This is a genomic window from Pseudomonas sp. A0308 (assembly GCF_044218815.1).
Classification (GTDB): Bacteria; Pseudomonadota; Gammaproteobacteria; order Pseudomonadales; family Pseudomonadaceae; genus Aquipseudomonas; species Aquipseudomonas iridis.
The window spans coordinates 2,751,229-2,770,562 of record NZ_CP162581.1 but is presented as its reverse complement, the minus strand read 5'-3'; the positions used below and the strand labels follow the sequence as shown (position 1 = coordinate 2,770,562).

General features: G+C 60.7%; 16 protein-coding genes and 1 riboswitch. Of the genes, 10 read left to right on the top strand and 6 right to left on the bottom strand.

Annotated features, from left to right (window positions below; all coding sequences use genetic code 11):
- Positions 1 to 72: 72 nt before the first annotated feature.
- The 6 genes from msbA to AB4P92_RS12730 all read left to right on the top strand — a co-directional run bounded on the left by msbA (position 73) and on the right by AB4P92_RS12730 (position 7,466).
- Positions 73 to 1,893 carry a lipid A export permease/ATP-binding protein MsbA gene (gene msbA / locus AB4P92_RS12755; protein WP_210624124.1) on the top strand — a complete coding sequence of 607 codons (1,821 nt, stop codon included), beginning with the start codon at positions 73 to 75 and terminating at the stop codon, positions 1,891 to 1,893.
- Positions 1,887 to 2,783, top strand: a complete 897-nt coding sequence (locus tag AB4P92_RS12750; RefSeq protein ID WP_261736282.1) for an antimicrobial resistance protein Mig-14 — start codon at positions 1,887 to 1,889, stop codon at positions 2,781 to 2,783. The genes msbA and AB4P92_RS12750 overlap by 7 nt, the downstream gene beginning before the upstream one ends.
- Before the next feature lie 4 nt (positions 2,784 to 2,787).
- Positions 2,788 to 4,188: a PIG-L deacetylase family protein gene (locus AB4P92_RS12745; RefSeq protein WP_395599470.1), complete on the top strand. Its 1,401-nt coding sequence runs from the start codon at positions 2,788 to 2,790 to the stop codon at positions 4,186 to 4,188.
- A gap of 64 nt (positions 4,189 to 4,252) precedes the next feature.
- A complete protein-coding gene (gene hldE, locus AB4P92_RS12740; protein ID WP_042557338.1) occupies positions 4,253 to 5,674 on the top strand; it encodes a bifunctional D-glycero-beta-D-manno-heptose-7-phosphate kinase/D-glycero-beta-D-manno-heptose 1-phosphate adenylyltransferase HldE in 1,422 nt (473 codons plus the stop codon).
- Positions 5,675 to 5,804: 130 nt separating this feature from the next.
- Entirely contained in the window at positions 5,805 to 6,779 is a 975-nt protein-coding gene (locus AB4P92_RS12735) for a glycosyltransferase (RefSeq protein ID WP_395599469.1), read from the top strand.
- Positions 6,780 to 7,466: a hypothetical protein gene (locus AB4P92_RS12730; RefSeq protein WP_395599468.1), complete on the top strand. Its 687-nt coding sequence runs from the start codon at positions 6,780 to 6,782 to the stop codon at positions 7,464 to 7,466.
- Positions 7,467 to 7,482: 16 nt separating this feature from the next.
- On the opposite strand, the gene AB4P92_RS12725 is transcribed toward AB4P92_RS12730, so the two are convergent.
- The 4 genes from AB4P92_RS12725 to AB4P92_RS12710 all read right to left on the bottom strand — a co-directional run bounded on the left by AB4P92_RS12725 (position 7,483) and on the right by AB4P92_RS12710 (position 10,988).
- On the bottom strand, positions 7,483 to 8,448 hold the full coding sequence (locus tag AB4P92_RS12725; RefSeq protein ID WP_261736286.1) for a metal ABC transporter ATPase: 966 nt from the start codon (positions 8,446 to 8,448) through the stop codon (positions 7,483 to 7,485).
- A gap of 31 nt (positions 8,449 to 8,479) precedes the next feature.
- A complete protein-coding gene (locus AB4P92_RS12720; protein ID WP_395599467.1) occupies positions 8,480 to 9,292 on the bottom strand; it encodes an aldo/keto reductase in 813 nt (270 codons plus the stop codon).
- A complete protein-coding gene (locus AB4P92_RS12715; RefSeq protein ID WP_200615130.1) occupies positions 9,289 to 10,464 on the bottom strand; it encodes an FAD-binding oxidoreductase in 1,176 nt (391 codons plus the stop codon). The genes AB4P92_RS12720 and AB4P92_RS12715 overlap by 4 nt, the downstream gene beginning before the upstream one ends.
- A 191-nt stretch (positions 10,465 to 10,655) precedes the next feature.
- A complete protein-coding gene (locus tag AB4P92_RS12710) occupies positions 10,656 to 10,988 on the bottom strand; it encodes a multidrug efflux SMR transporter (RefSeq protein ID WP_042557345.1) in 333 nt (110 codons plus the stop codon).
- A gap of 102 nt (positions 10,989 to 11,090) precedes the next feature.
- On the opposite strand from AB4P92_RS12710, the gene AB4P92_RS12705 reads away from it, so the two are divergent.
- Together AB4P92_RS12705 and waaA are read left to right on the top strand one after the other, a co-directional pair.
- Positions 11,091 to 11,993, top strand: a complete 903-nt coding sequence (locus AB4P92_RS12705; protein ID WP_395599466.1) for a LysR family transcriptional regulator — start codon at positions 11,091 to 11,093, stop codon at positions 11,991 to 11,993.
- 11 nt (positions 11,994 to 12,004) lie between these two features.
- Complete coding sequence (gene waaA / locus AB4P92_RS12700; RefSeq protein ID WP_395599465.1) at positions 12,005 to 13,279, top strand: lipid IV(A) 3-deoxy-D-manno-octulosonic acid transferase; 1,275 nt, start codon at positions 12,005 to 12,007, stop codon at positions 13,277 to 13,279.
- Between the two features lie 84 nt (positions 13,280 to 13,363).
- Here the strand turns inward: waaA and AB4P92_RS12695 are convergent, their stop codons facing one another.
- Entirely contained in the window at positions 13,364 to 14,797 is a 1,434-nt protein-coding gene (locus tag AB4P92_RS12695; RefSeq protein ID WP_395599464.1) for a TolC family outer membrane protein, read from the bottom strand.
- Between the two features lie 196 nt (positions 14,798 to 14,993).
- Positions 14,994 to 15,099: riboswitch (TPP riboswitch) on the top strand.
- A gap of 146 nt (positions 15,100 to 15,245) precedes the next feature.
- Between AB4P92_RS12695 and thiC the strand changes: the two genes are divergently transcribed.
- Together thiC and cytX are read left to right on the top strand one after the other, a co-directional pair.
- Positions 15,246 to 17,135 (top strand): phosphomethylpyrimidine synthase ThiC, encoded by a 1,890-nt coding sequence (thiC, locus tag AB4P92_RS12690; RefSeq protein ID WP_042557350.1) that lies wholly within the window; start codon positions 15,246 to 15,248, stop codon positions 17,133 to 17,135.
- Between the two features lie 103 nt (positions 17,136 to 17,238).
- Positions 17,239 to 18,531 carry a putative hydroxymethylpyrimidine transporter CytX gene (gene cytX, locus AB4P92_RS12685; RefSeq protein ID WP_261736292.1) on the top strand — a complete coding sequence of 431 codons (1,293 nt, stop codon included), beginning with the start codon at positions 17,239 to 17,241 and terminating at the stop codon, positions 18,529 to 18,531.
- Here the strand turns inward: cytX and AB4P92_RS12680 are convergent.
- Positions 18,500 to 19,246: an RsiV family protein gene (locus AB4P92_RS12680; RefSeq protein WP_042557352.1), complete on the bottom strand. Its 747-nt coding sequence runs from the start codon at positions 19,244 to 19,246 to the stop codon at positions 18,500 to 18,502. The two genes, cytX and AB4P92_RS12680, sit on opposite strands and share 32 nt — an antisense overlap.
- Positions 19,247 to 19,334 lie beyond the last annotated feature (88 nt).

The following is a 19,334-nucleotide window of genomic DNA, read 5'->3' as shown; positions in this document are numbered from 1 at the left end:
CGTTAAGTCATGTTTATCGGGGGAAAAACGCGTGTGATATCATCCGCGCCTCACTGAATTGTGCGGATCACCATGAGCAGTCCTGAACCGAAAGCCCAGTCAACGCTGGCGATCTATTTCCGCCTTTTGGCTTACGTGCGGCCTTACGCCGGTCTCTTCCTTCTCAGCATCGTCGGGTTCCTGCTCTTCGCATCGACCCAGCCAATGCTCGCTTACATTCTCAAGTACTTTGTCGACGGTCTGGCCAATCCTGAAGCCAGTCTGTTTCCGGGCAACCCTTATCTGGGCAAGTTGCAGTTGCTCGAAACCGTACCACTGATGATTGTGTTCATCGCCGTGTTGCAGGGTGTGGGTTCTTATCTCGGCAACTTCTTTCTGGCGCGGGTTTCTCTGGGCCTGGTGCATGACTTGCGGGTCGTGCTGTTCAACAAGTTGCTGGATTTACCCAACCGTTTCTTCGACAAGAACAACTCCGGTCATCTGATTTCCCGAATCACCTTCAACGTGACGATGGTCACGGGGGCGGCGACGGATGCGATCAAAGTGGTCATCCGTGAAGGCATGACCGTGATTTTCCTGTTCTGCACCCTGTTGTGGATGAACTGGAAACTCACCCTGGTGATGGTCGCTATCCTGCCGGTGATCGGCATTATGGTGAACAGCACCAGCAAGAAATTCCGCAAGCAAAGCAAAAAGATCCAGGTGTCCATGGGCAACGTCACGCACGTTGCCTCCGAGACCATTCATGGTTATCGCGTCGTGCGCAGTTTCGGTGGCGAAGTCTACGAAAAAGACCGCTTTCGCGACGCCAGCCAAAGCAACACCGACAAGCAATTGACGATGACCAAGACCGGCGCGGTTTACACACCGATGCTGCAACTGGTGACGTACAGCGCCATGGCCGTGGTCATGTTCCTCGTGCTTTATCTTCGCGGTGACGCATCGCCGGGCGATCTGGTGGCCTACATCACCATGGCCGGTTTGTTGCCCAAGCCTATTCGCCAGCTCTCCGAAGTCAGCTCGACCATCCAGAAAGGCGTGGCTGGTGCCGAGAGTATTTTCGAGCAACTGGATGAGCCGGCGGAAGTGGATCAGGGCACGGTCGAGCGCGATCGTCTTGAAGGTCGTCTGGAAGTGCGCAATCTCAGCTTCCAGTACCCGGACACCGACAAAAAGGTGCTCAACGACATCAGCTTTGTCGTCGAGCCTGGGCAGATGGTTGCTCTGGTCGGGCGTTCGGGCAGCGGCAAGTCGACGCTGGCCGGGTTGATTCCGCGCTTCTACCAGCATGAGCAGGGTCAGATTCTGCTTGATGGCGTAGAGGTTCAGGATTTCACCTTGCGCAGCCTGCGTCGCCAGATCGCTCTGGTTACCCAGGCAGTCACGCTGTTCAACGATACTGTGACCAACAACATCGCTTACGGCGATCTGGCTGGCGCGCCTTTCGAAGAGGTCAAACGCGCGGCTACCGAGGCTTATGCTGACGAGTTCATCGTCAAGATGCCGGAGGGTTACGAGACCATGGTCGGCGAAAACGGCGTATTGCTGTCCGGCGGCCAGCGCCAACGCATCGCGATCGCCCGGGCCCTGCTCAAGGATGCACCGTTGCTGATTCTCGACGAGGCCACGTCGGCTCTCGATACGGAGTCGGAACGGCACATTCAGGCAGCACTGGATCATGTGGTGCAGAACCGCACGACGCTGGTCATCGCTCACCGTTTGAGCACCATCGAGAAGGCCGACCTGATTCTGGTCATGGATGAAGGCCGCATCGTCGAGCGTGGCACTCACGCGCAGTTGCTCGAGCAGAACGGCTACTACTCGCGTCTGCATGCCAAAGAGTTTGAAGAGGGTGACGAACCTCAGCCGGCCCACGTGACCAACGTATGCTGACAATGTTTCGCAGCTTTCGTGAGCGCGGCTGGACTGAAATCGACCGGGATGCTTACGCGGGTGCCTGGCAGCGTTTCGGTGGCAGTTTCGCGACACATCCCGAGGTGGTCGAACGGCTTTCGGCCTTCGTTGGCATCGAGTTGCGTTACCTGGGCTGGATCGTTGGCGGTGAGGTGCTTGCCGCCATTCCTTGCTGGGGGCGCCACGTCGCCTTGTCCAAGGAAGTGCTCAAGCGTGAGGGCAAGCGCGGCTTGCTGGACATGGGCAATGCAGAAATCATCCTGCCGATCGCACCCGATATCGTCGTGCCGGTCCGTCAGCGCATGGCCTATGTTTCCCAGCTGAATGCCGAGCAGATCAGCACCTTGAAAGCGCAGCCGGAGGGCCTGGCCCTTGCCCGGTTGCCGGAAGAGTATTCGAAGAAATTTCGCTACAACCAGCGTCGCGAGCAGCGCTTGCTGGAAGAGGCGGGTGGCTCGCTGGTGCCGATGTCCGATTTTACCCCGCAAGAGCAGGCCGCCGCTTACGGCGATCTGTTTCAGCGTCGCTGGGGCTTTGAGGTGCCGGGCAAGGCCGGGCTGGTCGAGGTCTTCACACTGTTGCGCGAATTCATGACCGGCTCGGTGGTCATGCTCGAATCGGCCCCCGTGGCCATTCAGGTTTTGTATCGCGTCGAGGCGCCCGAGTGGGTGTCGCTTGAATACGTCAATGGTGGCGTCGACCCGCAGAGCCGCGAGTTCAGCCCGGGCAGCGTCCTGAGCTTCGTCAACACCCAGCAGGCCTGGGCAGATGCGCAGGCGCTGGGCAAGCCTCTGCGTTATTCATTCGGTCGTGCCGACCGTGAGTACAAGGATCGCTGGTGCCACACGGTGCCGGTCTACAAGGTCTGAATTCATGAGCGCTCGCAAGCAACAGCTTCTCAAGGCCCATCGACGTAACAAGCGCATGTTCCTCGTAGCCTTTCTGGTCGCGCTGCTTGTGATCGGGTTACTCATCGCGTGGTGGCTGGTGCCGCTGTTGCTGGTGCTGGCCTGGATCGCCCACGAGGCGTGGTTTGCCGATCATTTGTTCTATCGGCCCTCTGACGATTATCAATACGCGTTTCCTGCTGACACGGCGCGTCAGGCGGTGAGCCTGAGCGCTGGTGTTGTGCGTCTGAGCGAGCCGTTGGCAGCAGGCGAGACGCTTGTTCTCGAACTTGAATTGAAGGCCGGCTGGCTGGGGCGCTGGCTCGATCCTTACGTTCAGGTCGGCGATGATCGCCAGGATTTTGAGCGCGGGGTCAGCGGGCGGCGTTTTCTGAATCTGTCCGGTCAAGCCGAGGCATTGCAGCAGGGATCACTGACCCTGCGCGGCCGCTATTGTGCAGCGGGTACCGCCGGCACATTGTGGATCATGGCCAGCCCTGACTACAGCCGCCAGCGTGTGATGGTCATCGCGCCCCATGCCGATGATGCCGAGTTGGCAGCGTTCGGCCTGTATAGCCGCTGCGAGGACGTCAGCATCGTCACTCTGACCCAAGGCGAGATCGAGGCTGAAGATTTCCAGCGCCTGGGTCTGGATCAAGCTGCGGCTGCCCGGTTGAAGGGGCGTTTGCGCAGTTGGGACAGTCTGGCGATTCCGCAGTGGGGCGGGGTGCCCGCCGAGCGTTGCGTGCAACTGGGTTATTACTGCCTGCAATTGCCTGCGATGGCTGCAGAACCGGGCAAGGCGTTCGGCTCCCGAGAGTCGCAGGAAAGCGATGTGCGCAGCGTGCGCCGGCATAATCCTCTGGCCTTGCCCGCCGACATCGACGGGCAACCGACCTGGCAGAATCTGGTCGGTGACCTGGCGAAACTGCTGGAACACTATCGTCCCGAGGTGCTGGTCACGCCGCATCCTGAGCTCGACCCCCACAGCGATCACGTCGCCTCCACTCAAGCGCTGCTTGAAGCCATTGCCCTGAGCAACTGGAAGCCGACGACGTTCCTGATGTACGCCAATCACCTGCATGACAACGACCGCTGGCCGATGGGGCCTGCTGGTGCCGGTATCGCCTTGCCGCCTGCGATCGAGCCGTTGCCGGCTGACCGCTTGTGGAGCCCGTTGCTGTCGGCGGATACGCAGCTGGACAAGGCCATGGCACTGGCGATGGAGCATGACTTGCAGGGCGGGCAAGTGTTCAAGCGCCAATTGCGCCGCTGGATCCAGCAGGCTCTGGCCGGGCGCCGCTGGCCTGTAACGGGCAGTAACGAATTTTTCCGCAAGGCTGTCCGGCGCCACGAATTGTTCTGGGTGCGCGACCTTTCAGATTGAGGCGGACGGCGCTTTTCCCTGTGTTAATATCGCGCCCCTGTTCATTTTGTATGTGGGTTGCTCCATGAAGTTGTCCATGCCGCGTTTCGATCAAGCCCCGGTCTTGGTAGTCGGCGATGTCATGCTCGACCGTTACTGGCATGGCGGAACCTCACGGATCTCCCCTGAGGCCCCGGTGCCGGTCGTTAAAGTCGAGCAAATCGAAGATCGTCCGGGCGGTGCCGCGAACGTTGCCTTGAACATTGCCGCGCTGGGTGCGCCGGCGTCCCTGGTCGGTGTGACCGGTGACGACGAAGCTGCCGACAGCCTGAGCAACAGTCTCAAGGGCGCGGGCGTACGTGCCTTGTTCCAGCGCATTGCGCACCAGCCAACCATCGTCAAGCTGCGGGTCATGAGCCGGCACCAGCAATTGCTGCGAATTGACTTTGAAGAACCGTTTGCCACCGATGCCCTGGCCCTCGCCTCGCAGGTCGATGATCTGCTGGAAGGCATCAAGGTGCTGGTGTTGTCCGACTACGGCAAAGGCGCACTGAAAAACCATCAGGCGCTGATTCAGGCTGCCCGCGCCAGGAATATCCCGGTGCTGGCCGACCCGAAGGGCAAGGATTTCTCGATCTACCGTGGCGCCAGCCTGATCACCCCCAACCTCAGCGAATTCGAAGCCATCGTCGGCGGTTGCGCCGATGAGCATGAGTTGGTGAGCAAGGGCGCTGCGCTGATGCACGACCTTGAGCTCGGTGCGCTGCTGGTGACCCGTGGCGAACACGGCATGACCCTGCTGCGTCCTGATCATCCGGCGCTGCACCTGCCGGCCCGTGCGCGAGAAGTGTTCGACGTCACCGGTGCCGGTGACACGGTGATCTCGACGCTGGCTGCTGCAATCGCCGCCGGCGAAGAGCTGCCCCATGCCGTGGCGCTGGCCAATCTGGCCGCAGGCATTGTGGTCGGCAAACTCGGTACGGCGGCCATCAGTGCTCCGGAACTGCGTCGCGCCATTCAGCGTGAAGAAGGCTCCGAGCGCGGTGTGCTGGGCCTGGAGCAGTTGATTCTCGCGGTGGCCGATGCTCGGGCGCATAACGAAAAGATCGTGTTCACCAATGGCTGCTTCGACATTCTGCACGCCGGCCACGTGACCTATCTGGAACAGGCGCGCGCCCAGGGCGATCGTCTGATTGTCGCGGTCAATGACGATGCTTCGGTCAGTCGCTTGAAGGGGCCGGGTCGTCCGATCAACAGTGTCGACCGCCGCATGGCAGTTCTGGCAGGGTTGGGCGCGGTGGACTGGGTCATCAGTTTCCCTGAAGGCACCCCGGAAAACCTGCTGCGTGAGGTCAAGCCGGACGTATTGGTCAAGGGCGGCGATTACGGGATCGACCAAGTGGTCGGCGCCGACATCGTGACGTCTTATGGCGGTACCGTGAAAGTGCTGGGGCTTGTGGAAAACAGCTCGACGACCGCAATTGTCGAAAAAATCCGCAGTCGCTGATCAGATGAATTTTTACCTTTGTGTACTGCGTGTGAACGGATTTTGCCATGGGGATCTAGCCGTTTCCGTTGATGTCGGCAGGTTTGAATCCGATGCGCTTGCCTGCCTACGTCGCGTGGTCAATTAACCTATGAAAGTCATGCTACTGGTGATGGACGAGCAGCGGGTCATTCTCGACCGGCTCTACGACATCGTGCAGCAGAACTGTGATGAATGCGTCATCTTCCGTCTGAGCAAGCAGCAACAGATGAATCTCGGGCCGTTTCTGGCCTCGGTTGACTATCAAACGTTCGACCGCGTGGTGATCTTCTCTCGGGTCAAGCGCCTGGCCACGCAATTGCGGGTGCTCAAGTGCATTCCCGGGCTGGTGTTCCTCGAGCACGACGCCTACCAGAACTACATGCCCGCCAGTAAATATCGTGGCGTGTATTCGCGTCTCTACAGTCGTCTACCGAGCTGCCGCGCGCTGGTGTCCGGCGCCGTGGTTGCCCGCAAAATGCTCGCTGAAGGCATCGACACAGTCTTCGTCTCCAAGGGTTACGACGAGCAGATGCTGCGCAATACCGGCGCCGAGCGCGATATCCCCATCGGTTTTCTGGGCAGCCTGAAAAGCACCGAGTACGCCGAGCGCAAGGCAATGCTTGAGTCGCTCGCGCAACGTACCGGCATGCTGGTGACTCGCACGAAATCGGGTACGGAATACCTCGAAACACTCAATCGCATCAAGATTTTCGTCAGTGCTGACATCGGCATGAACGAGTTCATGATCAAGAATTTTGAAGCCATGGCTTGTGGCTGCGTGCTGCTGGCCTGGAGCCAGGGCGAAGAAGACCAGTTACTCGGCTTCGAAGACATGCACAACACCGTGTTTTACCGCAGCGCAGACGAGGCCGTTGCGAAGATCAAACTGCTGCAGGACGACCCGGAGCTGGCGCAACGTATCGCCATGAATGGGCAGGAGTTTGCGCAAAGTCGCTATTCCTTCGCCCGAGTTGGCCAGGCCCTGGCCACGGAAATCCAGCGTGAAATGCGCCCATGGCAGCCGCCTTCGGCGTTCACGCAGTTCTGGGTCAAGCTGCGTTATGGAATGAAGGTACCGGTCTGAATGAAGAACGAACACATGGCGTCGGACACGCTGCCTGGCCGTAACCAGTCTCTTCTGGATGCGTTGCCTGAGCCCTTGCGCGAATGTTTAAGCAATGCGGCTCGTGTCGTACTGGTGGCCAATAACCCGGCTATCACTGCGGCAGATTTCCAAGCGTTGAACATTGGCGTCGATGATGTCGTGGTCAGCTTTAATACCTGCATCAAGGCATCGCTGCTCAACGAGCAAAGCGTGAATATCTTCGTGCATGGATGCAACGCACCGGATGCGTATTTTTTTGGTCTGCCGTGCGGGCCGAATGTGCAGCGGTTGCTGGATCAGCCGGATGCGCGTTGTTTCACGATGCTGGTGGGGAGCATCACACCGATGAGTCCGATGCCGGGCGTGGCCATGTACATGGACCGCATTCCCTTGCCGCCGCTGTTGAACTATCCAGTCAACCGCCCGGGAGGCAAGCTCTACGCCGGGCCCTCTACGGGTTTCAGCACGCTGTTGTTGTTCGACGGGTTGCGCCGCCATGCCGGTTATACCTATCAGCTCATGACCCTTGGTTTTTCCAACGAAGCAGGAAAACTGTGGGGTGGCCATGCCTGGGATTACGAGCGGGACTGGTTGCAGACAGCGGACGTCATCGTGGTGCCTCTGCAACCTCGTCGTTGGTGGCAAAAGTTGTTCCGCCCAAAATAAAAGATGCTGTTGCCGGCTACTTGCTCGCGCGCTTCTTGCCCAGGCCCACAAGGCGCAACGCCTTGAGACTTAGCTGCTTGAGGCCTGCACGAGGGGGCTTTGCCGGTTGCAGGCCCTGTTGCACCAGCCAGTCTTTCCAGCGAATCCGCTCTTCGCGCACTACCCAGCCTTCTTGATTCGCAAAGCTCTCGGCCAGATACAGCCCGCGTGTGCTGGCCGGTAGCAGTTTGTCGCGCTTGAGGGTGTACAACTCGGCCAGTGGCGCGCCGTCCTTGAGTGGCATCAAGTACAGATCGGGGCGCTTGCGGTCGAGCCGCGCCACCAGTTGATCGCCTTCCAGACGCTCATCGACGTGGAACAGGCTCAGGGACTTGGCTTCCTTGGGCACGTCCAGGCGCAAGTCGTAGATCAATTGCAGCGACGCTGTCGGCAAGTGCACATAGGCCCGCGGCCGCTCCAGCAATTGCAGATTGGCGCTACGAATGGGGCGTGCCGAACCGGACAACGGCGTCAACCGAAACGGCAAAGCCTCGCGATAGTGCAGGGCCGAGGAGTAGGGCGCCGGCAGCCAGGTGTCGTTGAAGCGCCCGCCGAGCCAGCCTTCGGGGGTTTCCAGCAAACACTCTTCGGCGATTTCCTGAATGGCCGTGTGCAGCGGGATATTCAGTTCGTGAGCCGGTACGTAACCGGAAATCAACTTCAGCACCACATCGCCGCGATCCTGCCGGCGCTGGCGCACCAACACCCAGTAGTCGCGATTCTGCCAATGCAGGGTCAGGCGCACCGAGACTCCCAGATTCGCCAGTTCCAGCGAGAAGCGCTCGGCGTCCGCCACGCTGACCGGTTTGCGTCGCTGCAAGGTCTGCGTGAAATTCAGCGGCATCCCGACGCTCTGATACGTCAGGCCTTCGGGCGTAGCTTCGACGAACAGCGGCAGAGTCTTGAAGTTGCTCGGGTTCTTTCTGATGAGCGTGCGCGGCATATCGGCTCCTGCTTAAGGCCGCGGGGCGGCGTCAGTGACTACGAAGGACTTGGGCAACGGTCGCAACGTTGTGGGCGAGGTGCAGCGGATTGATCGTCCCGACGATAGCACTGGCGACGCCAGGTTGCGCGAAAAGCAACTCGAAGCTGGCGCGCACCGGATCCACGCCCGGGCTCAGGCAAACGTGGCCGCTGGCCAGGGCCTTCTTCACCAGAATGGCTTTGCCGTGCGCAGCAGCATAGTCAATGACAGCCTTCTCGTTTTGTTCGTTCAGATTGTAGGTGACCATCGCGCAGTCGCCTTGCTCCAATGCTTTGAGGCCACCTTCGACGGTCTTGCCGGAAAAACCGAAGCCGCGAATCTTGCCCTCGGCCTTGAGCGCGGCGAGTGTGGCATAAACCTCTTGGTGCTCAAGAATGGCCAAGTCGTTGCCATCGGAGTGCACCAGCACCAGATCGATAACGTCCGTTTCCAGACGTTTCAGGCTGCGTTCGACCGACAAACGCGTATGCGCCGCGCTGAAATCGTGTCGCGAGAGGCCGTCGGCAAACTCTTCGCCGACTTTGCTGACGATCACCCAATCCTGACGCTGGCCGCGCAACAGCGGGCCAAGACGCTCTTCGCTGCGACCGTAGGCCGGGGCAGTGTCGATCAGGTTGATGCCCAACTCGCGTGCCTGCCTGAGCAGCATCCGCGCTTCGTCGTCATCGGGAATCTGGAAGCCGTTGGGGTATTTCACCCCTTGATCGCGGCCAAGTTTGACCGTGCCCAGGCCCAGCGGTGAGACCGTCAGGCCGGTACTGCCCAGCGGGCGGTGAAAGTCATGCAGGGTGGCAATGCTCATGGCAACAGTTGCTCCCAGGCCGGAACGCCCATCGGTGGTTTTGGCAGCGACGGCAATGGTTCGCCGGGTTGCGGCTGGATACCGTCGCGCTGCAATGAGGCCATCACTCGGTCAGCAAAGTCCGGCGCCAGCGCCAGTTTGGTCGGCCAGCCGACCAGCAGGCGACCCTCTTCGGCGAGGAACGCGTTGTCCGGGCGCGTCAGGCCGGTTTGCAGCGGCTCGGCACGGTCGACGCGCAACGTCGCCCATTGCGCGGTGCTGAGGTCGATCCACGGCAACAACTGGGAGATTTCTTTTTGCGCGGTAGCGATCTGTTCGGCGGGTTCGCGGTTCACGCCTTCACTTTCGGCAATGTCGCCACCCATGTACCAGACCCACTGACCATCAGCCGCCGGATGCGTGGTGACGGTAATGCGCGGTTTGGTGCCGCCACCCAGGCAGTGGGCGTACAGCGGTTTCAGGCCTGGGCCTTTGGCGAGGATCATGTGCAGCGGCCGGCGCTGCATGGCCGGTTTGCTCAGGCCCAGGTGCTCGAGCAAATGCGCGGTGCCTTCGCCAGCACTGAGCACGATGCGCTGGGCGCGGATCTCGCGACCGTCGACCTTCAGGCCCACCAGCACGCCTGCTTCCAGCAACGGCTCGATGGTCTGCCCGGCGAGCAGACCGTCACCGGCCAGATCGGCCAGACGCTGGATCAGGCTCGGCACATCGACCACCAGTTCGGCCAGGCGATAGACCTTGCCCTTGAAACGCTTGTCTTGCAGGGCTGGCGGCAGTTGATCGCCCTTGACCTGATCGACGCGGCCGCGCACGGCTTTACTGGCGAAGAAGCTGGTGAGGTTGCCGGCGAGGGTGCCCGGCGACCACAGGTAATGGGCTTCGGAGAGCAGGCGCACGCCACTCAGATCCAGCTCGCCGTTGCCGGCCAGCGCTTCACGCCAGCGTCGCGGCATGTCGGCGATGGCTTCCGAAGCGCCGGTCAACGCGCCATGCAGCGCGTACTTGGCGCCGCCGTGGATGATGCCTTGGGATTTCACACTCTGCCCGCCACCGAGGCTGGCACTTTCCACCAGCACGGTCGAAAACCCCTGACGGCGCAGGCGCGCATTCAGCCAGAGGCCGGCGACACCAGCGCCGACAATCAGAACGTCGGTGGAAATAACGGATGGCATGCAGCGACCTCAGTGTTCAAGACGAGGGCGCAGTATACAGACTCGGGAAAGAGGCGGATTTGTCGATGATCAACAGGCTGGATGCAAAATCAAATGTGGGAGAGAGCCTGCTCGCGAAGGCGGTGTGTCAGGCAATATCGTTGTCGACTGACATGCCCTCTTCGCGAGCAGGCTGGTACTGCGATTGGTTTTTAATGGCCGGCAGTTTTCGAGAACAGTTGAATCACCACAACGCCCAGAACAATCAACCCCATCCCCAAGATCGCCGGCACATCCAGCTTCTGCCCATAGATGAACAGCGCCGCGATACTGACCATCACAATGCCCATCCCGGCCCACACCGCGTAAGCGACACCCACCGGCACCGTGCGCACCACCAGGATCAGCATCCAGAACGCGATGGCGTAACCCACGATCACTACCAGCAGCGGCAGCGGTGTACTGAAGCCTTTGACCGCTTTCATCGAAACGGTGGCCATGACTTCGGCGCAGATGGCGATGGCAAGGTAGGCGTAGGCGTTCATGTGTAATCCTCGTGTGTAGCGTTACTTTCTGAGGTCGGCATTTTAGAGGTTGTTCAGATGCGGTAAAGTCATTACCTATCTGTTTGGGAGATGGGTTGCGCGATGAGCATGCAGTGGAATCTGGATCAGTTACGCGTGTTTATCGCGGTCGCCGAGCAGCGTTCGTTCTCCGCCGTAGCCCGGCAACAGCGCAAGGCGCAGTCGGCGATCAGCAGTGCCATCGCCATGCTCGAGGACGATCTGGGCGTGAGCCTGTTTGAGCGTAGCAGCGGTCGCCAGCCGAGGCTCACCGAAGCGGGGGAGGCGCTGCTCGAGGAGGCGCGAGAAGTCTTGCGCCAGTGTGAGCGCCTGAATGGCCGGGCCATGGCGATGATGCGCGGCCAGGAAGCGCAACTGCGCGTGGCGCAGGATGAGGCGATGCCCTATCAGGCGCTGGTGGAAAGTTTCGGCGCGCTGGCCGATCAATTTCCCAGCCTGGAAGTACAACTCACCAGCGCTGCTCAAGGCGAAGTCGCACGCAAACTCGTCGAGCGCCGCGCCGATCTCGGCTTGCTGTTCTATCACGATGAAATCCCCGAGGCGCTGGAGCGACGAGTATTGGGGAGCGTGGAAATGGTCACGGTCTGCGGGATCAATCATCCGTTGGCGACGCAGAAGTACGTGACCTGCCAACACCTGGCGCAACACCGGCAGCTTTTGATGTCGACGCAAACCAGTGTCTACCCCGGCAACGAGCCGGCCAGCCCACAGGTGTGGCGTGCCGACAGTTTTTACGTGATGGCCGAATGGCTGGTGCGCGATCTAGGCTGGGCGTGGCTGCCCAGGCACGTGGTGCAGTACTCGGCCTATCAGGGCTTGATGGTCGAACTCGCCAGTGAATGGACGCCGCCAGCGCTGGTGGTGGAGCTGGTCTGGCGGCGTGACGAGCCGCTCGGCCCGGCTGCGCGTTGGCTGGCCGAGCGTTTTGCCGTGCACTTGCGCGCGATCGACGGAAAAAGTCGATAAACTCCGCCGCCATGAATAGAACTTTCTACACCGCGCTGTTTTACCTGGGGCTGCCATTGGTGGCGATTCGGCTGTGGCTGCGGGCGCGCAAGGCGCCGGCGTATGCCAAGCGCATTGGCGAACGTTTCTCTTACGCGATGCCGGCGCTGCAACCCGGCGGCATCTGGGTACACGCGGTGTCGGTGGGCGAAAGCATCGCCGCCGCGCCGATGATCCGCGCGTTGCTGCAACGTTATCCACAGCTGCCGATCACCGTGACCTGCATGACGCCGACCGGCTCGGAGCGGATTCAGGCACTGTTCGCCTCCGAGCCGCGCATCCAGCATTGCTACCTGCCCTATGACTTGCCATGTGCAGCGGCGCGCTTTCTTGATCGCGCACAGCCGAAACTGGCCGTGATCATGGAAACCGAACTGTGGCCCAACCATATTCATCAGTGCGCCAAACGCGGCATCCCGGTGGCGCTCGCCAACGGACGATTGTCCGAACGTTCGGCCAAGGGTTATGGCCGCTTCAGCAAACTGACCGCGCCGATGCTCGCCGAGATGAGTTTTTTTGCCGTGCAGACCGAGGCCGAAGCTCAGCGCTTCCGCGATCTGGGTGCGCGTCCGGAGACCGTCGAAGTCACTGGTTCGATCAAATTCGACCTGACCATCGACCCGCAACTGCTGCAACGCGCCGCCCAATTGCGTGGCCAGTGGCAGGCGCTGGAGCGACCGGTGTGGATCGCTGCCAGCACCCATGAAGGCGAGGATGAAGTGGTGTTGAACGCCCATCGGCGTTTGTTGGCCAATCATCCGGATGCGTTGCTGATTCTGGTACCGCGTCACCCGGAGCGCTTCAACTCGGTGTTCGAACTGTGTCAGCGCGAAGGTTTTGCCACACTGCGTCGTTCGACCGCCGCCAATGTCGATGCGCAAACTTCGGTGCTGCTCGGCGACACCATGGGTGAGCTGCTGTTTCTCTACGCCTTGGCCGACAGCGCCTTTGTCGGCGGCAGCCTGGTGCCGAATGGCGGACACAATTTGCTGGAGCCCGCCGCACTGGCGAAACCGGTGATCAGCGGCCCGCACCTGTTCAACTTCCTCGACATCGCCGCGCAGTTGCGCGAGGCCGGGGCGTTGGTTGAAGTAGATGATGCCGAAGGGCTGGCAGTGGAAGTCCAGCGCCTGTTCGAACTGCCGCGGGATGCACAGCGTATGGCTGATGCGGGGCTGGCGGTGATGCGCCGCAATCAGGGCGCGTTGCAGCGTTTGCTGGATGGCTTGGGCCGACTGATCAAATAAAGCAAAAAGATCGCAGCCATCGGCAGCTCCAACATGGAAATGCATTCCAATGTAGGAGCTGCCGAAGGCTGCGATCTTTTGCTTTTAAGGGCGGGCCTTGAGTTGCTCTTCCGCAGCCTTGGCCAGATCCGGTGGCAAGAAGTCCTTGTCCGGGTTGTAGTCGGCTTTCAGGTAACGGCGCAGATCCTCCAGATCACCCGGGTTCAAAGTCCCCGCGGCCTGCTTCAAGCGCAGGTTGTCGAGGATGTAGTCATAACGCGTGTTGTTGTAGTTGCGCACCGAGGTATACAACTGGCGCTGCGCATCGAGCACGTCGACGATGTTGCGCGTGCCCACCTGATAACCGATTTCCGTGGCTTCCACCGCGCTCTGGTTGGAGATGATCGACTGGCGGCGCGCCTGCACCTGCTCGACGTCGGTGTTCACCGCGCGGTGCAGGTTGCGAGTGTTTTCGACGACTTGCCGGCGCAGGGCTTCGCGCTGCTGCTCGGTTTGGTCAAGCCGCGAGTAGGACTCACGCACCTGGGAGCTGGTCAGCCCGCCGCTGTAGATCGGAATGTTCAGTTGCAGGCCCAGCGTGCTCTGCTCGACGTTGCCACCGTAGGGTGTGCCAAAGGCGTTCGGGTTGGCGAAACCGAGGGCGTCGTTGTCACCTTTTTCGTACTTGGCCACCGCATCGAGGGTCGGCAAGTGGCCGGCCTTGCGCTGTTTCAGGGTCTGTTCGGCGGAACTGACAGCGTAGTTGCTGGCGAGCAGATTGAGGTTCTGTCGGGCGGCGGTGTCGACCCACGACTTGGCGTCATTCGGCGCCGGCGGCAGGATCGGCAGCGTATGGACAATGCCCTGAATCGAGTTGTACTGGCGGTTGGTCAGGGTGATCAGCGCTTCGAACGCATCATCGACCTGACGCTGCGCGACGATCCGGTTGGCGCGCGCGGTGTCGTAGCTGGCTTGGGATTGCAGCACGTCGGTCTTGTCCGACAGGCCGACGTCGAATCGCTCGTTGGACTGGTCGAGCTGGCGCTTGAACGCGGCTTCTTCAGCCTTGGTCGAGGCCAGGTTGTCCTGGCTGCGCAGCACGTTGAAGTAGCTTTCGGCCGATTGCAGGATCAGGTTCTGCTCGGTGGCCGACAGTTGCAGCGCGGCTTGTTCGTTGACGTCTTTGGCAGCCTGGTACTGGAACCAGCGATCGGCGCGGAACAGCGGTTGAGCCAGGGTCGCCTGATACGAGTGAGCGCTGCGGTTGGCGATGGCTGAAGGCTGGTCGAGCGAAGTGCGCACGTCAGCGACTTCGGCGCCACCGGACAGATTCGGCAGCAATCCGGCGCGAGCCTGCGGTACCACTTCTTTCTGTGCACCGTACTGGGCGCGGGCAGCGGCCAGGTCGGCGTTGTTGTCGACCGCTTCCTGATAGACGCTGACCAGATCGGTTTTGGTCGACAAGGGCGCTTCTGCTGCCCAGGCCATTGCGTTGGACGCACAAGACACGGCAAGAGCCAGTGAAAGTTTGCGCAGCATGAGGCGATCCCTAGCATGAATATTATGGAAGTAATCCGGGCGCCAAAGGTAAGGCGCACCCCCCGTAGCGTCAAGGCCCGGCGGGGCAGAGCGAGTGTAGTTGCGCCTGCGTTCGGCAACAATCCGTTAATTGCGCCATTCATCATGGTGTTTGCCGCGGAGTTGGCGTTCTTTGCCGGTTGTGTCTAGACTGGCCGGGTTCTTGTCGGGGTGCCTTGCTATGAGGCTGAGATCGAATAATTTCGGATCCCGTTGAACCTGATCAGGTTAGCGCCTGCGTAGGGAACAAGATTTCTCGTCACCCGGCGAGTCCTCTTGTGCTTCGTCCGGGAAATTGTTCGACAATCGAACGCTCGACGACGATGCACAGCACCAGTCCTGGTGCGTCCGTGCCTTTCAGGTTCTGCTCCGACAATCCACTGCCTGGATGATGTCTGGAGAGCCCGTGATGACTACAAAACCAAAAAACGCGATCAACCTGAGTGACTCGGCCAAGGTCGACGAGCAATCGGTCAAGCCGTTCACCCGTTCGCAAAAAGTCTACGTTCAGGGTTCCCGCCCGGACATCCTCGTGCCGATGCGCGAAATCAGTCTCGACGTGACCCCGACCGACTTCGGCGGCGAGATCAACGCGCCGGTCGTCGTGTACGACACCTCGGGCCCGTACACCGATCCCAACGTCATCATCGATGTGCGCAAAGGCCTGGGCGATGTGCGTTCGGCGTGGATCGAATCCCGTGGCGATACCGAGCGCCTGCCTGGCTTGAGTTCCAATTTTGGCCAGGAACGCCTGGCCGACGCCGAGCTGACCAAACTGCGCTTTGCCCACGTGAACAACCCGCGGCGCGCCAAGGCCGGGGCCAACGTCAGCCAGATGCACTATGCGCGCAAAGGCATCATTACCGCCGAGATGGAATACGTCGCCATCCGCGAAAACATGAAGCTCGAAGTGGCTCGCGCCGCCGGCCTGCTGGACCAGCAACACGCCGGGCACAGCTTCGGTGCCAGCGTGCCGAAAGTCATCACCCCTGAATTCGTTCGAGAAGAAATTGCCCGTGGTCGCGCGATCATTCCGGCCAACATCAACCACACCGAACTGGAACCGATGATCATCGGCCGTAACTTCCTGGTGAAGATCAACGGCAACATCGGCAACAGTGCTTTGGGTTCTTCGATTGAAGAAGAAGTGGCGAAACTGACCTGGGGCATCCGCTGGGGTTCGGACACGGTGATGGACCTGTCCACCGGCAAGCACATTCACGAAACCCGCGAGTGGATCATCCGCAACTCGCCAGTGCCGATCGGTACCGTGCCGATCTACCAGGCGTTGGAAAAAGTGGGCGGCGCCGCTGAAGACCTGACCTGGGAGTTGTTCCGCGACACGCTGATCGAGCAAGCCGAGCAGGGCGTCGACTACTTCACCATCCACGCCGGCGTGCTGTTGCGCTATGTGCCGCTGACCGCCAAACGTGTGACGGGCATTGTTTCCCGTGGCGGTTCGATCATGGCCAAGTGGTGCCTGGCGCACCACAAAGAGAACTTCCTCTACACCCATTTCGACGAAATCTGCGAAATCATGAAGGCCTACGACGTCAGCTTCTCGCTGGGCGACGGCCTGCGTCCGGGCTCGATTGCCGACGCCAACGACGAAGCGCAATTCGGCGAGCTGGAAACCCTCGGCGAGCTGACCAAGATCGCCTGGAAGCACGACGTGCAGTGCATGATCGAAGGCCCGGGCCACGTGCCGATGCAGTTGATCAAAGAGAACATGGACAAGCAGCTGGAATGCTGCGACGAGGCGCCGTTCTACACCCTTGGCCCTTTGACCACTGACATCGCGCCGGGCTACGACCACATCACCTCCGGTATCGGTGCGGCGATGATCGGCTGGTTCGGTTGCGCCATGCTTTGCTACGTGACGCCGAAGGAGCACTTGGGCCTGCCGAACAAGGATGACGTGAAGACCGGGATCATCACCTACAAGATCGCCGCGCACGCAGCGGACTTGGCCAAGGGACACCCGGGCGCACAGATCCGCGACAACGCCTTGAGCAAGGCGCGTTTCGAATTCCGTTGGGAAGACCAGTTCAACCTCGGCCTCGATCCGGATACCGCGCGTTCGTACCACGATGAAACCTTGCCGAAAGATTCGGCCAAGGTCGCGCATTTCTGCTCGATGTGCGGGCCGAAATTCTGCTCGATGAAGATCACTCAGGAAGTCCGCGAATACGCGGCCAACCAGCGTATCGAAGCGGTCGACGTGGACGTCGCCCAAGGCCTGGCGGAACAGGCTGAGCGGTTCAAGAAGGAAGGCAGTCAGCTTTATAAAAAAGTGTAAGCGGCAAGCTACAAGCTGCAAGTTAGAAGCAGATGCGAAACCTGCTTTTTCTTGCAGCTTGTGGCTTGCAACTTGTAGCTATCACTCCGTGAGATCAACACCCTTGAGCATTCAACCCGGTACTTACTCCCCCGATCGCGCCGTGCCCGCCGACAGGCGTGTATTCGGCGGTCGCGATCTGTTTTCCCTGTGGTTCTCCCTCGGCATCGGCCTGATGGTGCTGCAGACCGGCGCATTGCTCGCGCCGGGTCTGGGCTTGTCCGGTTCGCTGCTGGCCATTTTCCTCGGCACGCTGGTCGGTGTTCTGCTGCTGGCGGCCGTCGGCGTGATCGGCAGCGACACCGGTCTGTCTTCGATGGCTGCACTCAAACTCAGCCTCGGCAGCAAAGGTGCGAGCTTGCCGGCGCTGCTCAATCTGCTGCAACTGATCGGTTGGGGCTCGTTCGAAATCATCGTCATGCGTGATGCGGCCAGCCTGCTCGGCACCCGCGCATTCAGCGAAGGTTCGCTGTGGTCCAATCCGGTGTTGTGGACGCTGTTCTTCGGCGCTCTGGCAACCCTGCTTGCCGTCAGCGGGCCGCTGACGTTTGTCCGGCAGATCCTGCGCAAATGGGGGATCTGGCTGCTGTTGGCTGCGTGCCTCTGGCTGACCTGGAACCTGTTCGCCAAGGCGGATCTGACGGCGCTCTGGGCGCGTGCCGGTGACGGTTCGATGCCATTCGCCGTGGGCTTCGACATCGCCATCGCCATGCCGCTGTCGTGGCTGCCGCTGATCGCCGACTACTCGCGTTTCGGCAAGCGTGCGAAGAACGTTTTCGGCGGCACCGCCGTCGGTTTCTTTATCGGCAATTTCTGGCTGATGAGCCTCGGCGTGGCCTACACCCTGGCGTTCGCGCCGAGCGGTGAAGTCAATGCGTTGCTGCTGGCACTGGCCGGTGCCGGGTTGGGTATTCCGTTGCTGCTGATTCTGCTCGACGAGTCTGAAAACGCCTTCGCCGACATTCATTCGGCAGCGGTGTCCAGCGGGATTCTGTTGCGCCTGAGAGTCGAGCATCTGGCGCTCGCCATCGGCGTCATCTGCACGCTGATTGCACTGCTGGCGCCATTGGCGCAATACCAGAATTTCCTGCTGCTGATCGGCTCGGTGTTTGCGCCGTTGTTCGGCGTGGTGCTGGTGGATCACTTCATCCTGCGCAAGCGCCGGGGGCAGGTCGCATCAGCCGCGTTGCGCTGGCCGGCGTTGTTGGCGTGGCTGGGGGGTGTCAGCACCTATCACTTGCTGGCGAATCTGTATCCGGACATCGGCGCCACCCTGCCGGCGCTGGTGCTGGCAGGGCTGCTGCAATTTGTGCTCGGTCGGGCCTTCAGTTACGGCCGGGAAACAGCTCAGGCTTGAGAATGCCGTTCAGACGTGGATAAGGGATCTTCAGTTCGACGTGGCCCAGCGCGTAAGGCGCGATGGTGCTCACTTCGTACTTGAGGATCACCCCGCCGTAGGTCAACGCCACGTGCGGGGTTTTCACGAATGGCCAGCTCTTGACGAACTCGGGCTCCTGATCGAGCTTGGTGCTGATCAGCCAGCTGTTGTGCGCCACTTGCGCAGCCTTCCAGAACGCCTCTTCCTGCCCCGGCATCAGCATGTCGGACAGGTTCAGCACTTTGTGCTGCTGGCGCGAATAGTTGATGAAACCGCGACCCGGTGTGCCATGGGCGCCACCGGTGTCGAGGTAGCTCGACAATTCGATGATCACCAAGCCGTCATGCTGCTCACGTACTTTCGCTTGCAGATAGCTGCTGTTGCGCGGGCCGGCGTTGGCCAGGAACTGCTCGCGATAGGCCGCCAGCGTCGGCGCAACAGGCGCGCCCGGCTCGGTGCGGGTCATTTGCAGCAGGCGTTTTTCGATGATCGGGTCCAGCGCGGGCTCTGCCGGGAAACGCAGGGTGTCGATGTTCACCAGCGGGCAATCAGGGGTGGAACATCCCGGTTTCAGCTGTTCCGACGCATCACGGGTAGTTTCCAGCGGCGTGCGATAGTTGGGCTGGAACAGGCTCGCGCACGCGCCCAGGGTCAGGGCAATGGCGGCCACGGAGGCAATTTTGAAAAGCGACATGGGCGTCCTTTCGAAAGCAGGGGAAGGCAAAAAGTTACCGCTTCGACTCTCAACGAAGCAGTCAGTTCGCCACTAAGCTAATTAGAGT

What these genes read in the sequence shown, in the direction of transcription:
- AB4P92_RS12750 (WP_261736282.1), top strand. Translation starts at nt 1,887, where the DNA reads ATGCTGACAATGTTTCGCAGCTTTCGTGAGCGCGGCTGGACTGAAATC.
- AB4P92_RS12725 (WP_261736286.1), bottom strand. Translation starts at nt 8,448, where the DNA reads ATGCCGCGCACGCTCATCAGAAAGAACCCGAGCAACTTCAAGACTCTG.
- waaA (WP_395599465.1), top strand. Translation starts at nt 12,005, where the DNA reads ATGAATAGAACTTTCTACACCGCGCTGTTTTACCTGGGGCTGCCATTG.
- msbA (WP_210624124.1), top strand. Translation starts at nt 73, where the DNA reads ATGAGCAGTCCTGAACCGAAAGCCCAGTCAACGCTGGCGATCTATTTC.
- thiC (WP_042557350.1), top strand. Translation starts at nt 15,246, where the DNA reads ATGACTACAAAACCAAAAAACGCGATCAACCTGAGTGACTCGGCCAAG.
- AB4P92_RS12745 (WP_395599470.1), top strand. Translation starts at nt 2,788, where the DNA reads ATGAGCGCTCGCAAGCAACAGCTTCTCAAGGCCCATCGACGTAACAAG.
- AB4P92_RS12710 (WP_042557345.1), bottom strand. Translation starts at nt 10,988, where the DNA reads ATGAACGCCTACGCCTACCTTGCCATCGCCATCTGCGCCGAAGTCATG.
- hldE (WP_042557338.1), top strand. Translation starts at nt 4,253, where the DNA reads ATGAAGTTGTCCATGCCGCGTTTCGATCAAGCCCCGGTCTTGGTAGTC.
- AB4P92_RS12730 (WP_395599468.1), top strand. Translation starts at nt 6,780, where the DNA reads ATGAAGAACGAACACATGGCGTCGGACACGCTGCCTGGCCGTAACCAG.
- AB4P92_RS12715 (WP_200615130.1), bottom strand. Translation starts at nt 10,464, where the DNA reads ATGCCATCCGTTATTTCCACCGACGTTCTGATTGTCGGCGCTGGTGTC.
- AB4P92_RS12680 (WP_042557352.1), bottom strand. Translation starts at nt 19,246, where the DNA reads ATGTCGCTTTTCAAAATTGCCTCCGTGGCCGCCATTGCCCTGACCCTG.
- AB4P92_RS12695 (WP_395599464.1), bottom strand. Translation starts at nt 14,797, where the DNA reads ATGCTGCGCAAACTTTCACTGGCTCTTGCCGTGTCTTGTGCGTCCAAC.
- AB4P92_RS12720 (WP_395599467.1), bottom strand. Translation starts at nt 9,292, where the DNA reads ATGAGCATTGCCACCCTGCATGACTTTCACCGCCCGCTGGGCAGTACC.
- AB4P92_RS12735 (WP_395599469.1), top strand. Translation starts at nt 5,805, where the DNA reads ATGAAAGTCATGCTACTGGTGATGGACGAGCAGCGGGTCATTCTCGAC.
- AB4P92_RS12705 (WP_395599466.1), top strand. Translation starts at nt 11,091, where the DNA reads ATGAGCATGCAGTGGAATCTGGATCAGTTACGCGTGTTTATCGCGGTC.